Genomic DNA, 1,867 nt, shown 5'->3' with positions numbered 1-1,867 from the left:
GCATTGCAGTGTGCGTGACCGTCACGGTATGCGGTCACCGCCTCTCCCCGGAATTCGACCACCTTGTTGACCACGACGATTTCCTGCACCTGCCTGTCTTCCTCCCTTCACATCTGATCGTTGTAGGGCTGCTTGGTTATCCCGACTTGCCTGGCCAGCTCGGCAAACGGTGGCACACCCGCTTCGAACTGTTTGGTGTTAGCCAACCGCAAAAGCCGCAAAGGAAAACAGACTGCGTCCCGGTTGGCGGGCGACATGTCCTCGAAGAGGCGCTCATCAGCCGTGAACGAGGCCTCCGCGGTTTTCAAAGCCATATCGATATCATCAACCGAAAGAAGGCCCCTCCGGACCAAGGCGTTATTGACGGCAGCGACCGCCATAAGCAAACCTTCCAATTGCAGGTTGGCGACGTTCATGGGCCATTGTCCTTCATATCGTTGGGCGCCCGTCTATCGATAATCCTGCTCCGGAAGCCTTGTGGCGTGCGGCGATGGGATTGCCGGCTTGCTAGAGCGTTTCGGCTGCGCGGCCGCGCCGGAACTGGCATCTGGTAGCGCCATGGCTTGGATCTCCGGCTGCTGGACAACTCTCCACATGCCTCGAGGTTCCGGATCGCCATGGCAACCTCGCAAGCAGAGGCAAGGCTTCAGCCGGAGCCAACAGCGTGTCTGTCGGCGAGCCATGGGCGGGAAATCTCGCGAATGGAACCGGAATACCACCACCGAACTCAGGCTGAGAAGTGCGTTCACCATAACCATGCCCTTTGAGGGTGGTCGCAACAAAAACTCTTCCGGTTCGGGCCCCTTGAAGTCGTCACGGACCTCGCCACCAAAGCCACCTCTTTTGCGCCGGCGCTTCAAATGCGATCAATCGGGTGGTTGCCAACTGCTCCTCGCGCGCTACCTGCTTCGCCCAAGCCGGGCGCGAAGGGTGGGAGCGTGCCTTCGGGGATCGAACAAATCCGGAGTGAACGTTGATCGCTCAATTCACCGCAGCGGGCGACGGACTTGCCTACGACATCTGCATTGTCGGAGGTGGCACTGTCGGCCTGGCCATTGCCGCGGCGCTCGAAAATGCAAAGCTACGCGTCTGCGTTCTGGAAGCGGGCGGCAGGTGGCAGACCAAGAGATCGCAGGAGCTCTACCACGGCATTGTCGCAGATCCCCTCGTCCACCCGCCTGTCCAGAATTTCCGGATACGAGCGCTGGGAGGATCGAGCCGAGCATGGGGTGGCCGCTGCGTGCCGTTCGATGGCATCGACTTCCAGAAGCGGGAATGGGTGTGCAATTCGGGCTGGCCGATCACCTATGAAACCCTGCTGCCCTACTACCGTCGGGCGCACGAGGTGATCGAGGTCGGGTCTTACGACTACGATCCAACAAGCGCGTTGCCTGGTTCTCGCGTTGAACTATTCGAGGGCGTCGACGGCGATTTGTTCAGGACCCGCCTGGAGCGGTTTAGTCGACCAACCAACGTGTGGAAACGGCTTTCCGGGTTGCTGCGGACTTCGCGTCATATCCACATCTGGTTAAACGCTGCGGCGACGGGAATTCGCCTGGCGCCGAACGGGCGTTGCGTCCACCACATCGACTGTGTTGACTTGAAGGGCACAAAGCGTGAGGTCACGGCTTGCCATTACATTGTAGCCGCCGGCGGCTTTGAGACCACCCGATTGCTACTTGCCTCGAATGATGTGATGCCAGCTGGTATCGGCAACGCCCGAGATCAGCTCGGTCGTTTCTATATGGCCCATCTGGGAGGCACAGTCGGAGCACTAAAGTTGCCGAACGCCCAGCAGGCGGTTGCTTTTGGCTACGAGCGGGACGCGGCCGGCATCTACTGCCGAAGGCGGCTGTCGCTCACGGAG

2 protein-coding genes are annotated in these 1,867 nt (G+C 60.1%); one reads left to right on the top strand and one right to left on the bottom strand.

Features of this window, described 5'->3' with window-relative positions:
* Positions 1–107 precede the first annotated feature (107 nt).
* Positions 108–416, bottom strand: a complete 309-nt coding sequence (locus tag EN879_RS34155; RefSeq protein ID WP_027161855.1) for a hypothetical protein — start codon at positions 414–416, stop codon at positions 108–110.
* Between the two features lie 557 nt (positions 417–973).
* Here EN879_RS34155 and EN879_RS34150 point away from each other — a divergent pair.
* Positions 974–1,867: FAD-dependent oxidoreductase (locus tag EN879_RS34150; protein ID WP_164774769.1), on the top strand; the 894-nt coding region annotated here is incomplete at its 3' end.

The sequence above is a fragment of the Mesorhizobium sp. M7A.F.Ca.AU.002.02.1.1 genome (assembly GCF_003998535.1).
GTDB lineage: Bacteria > Pseudomonadota > Alphaproteobacteria > Rhizobiales > Rhizobiaceae > Mesorhizobium > Mesorhizobium ciceri.
This window is presented reverse-complemented; position numbering and strand designations above follow the sequence as displayed.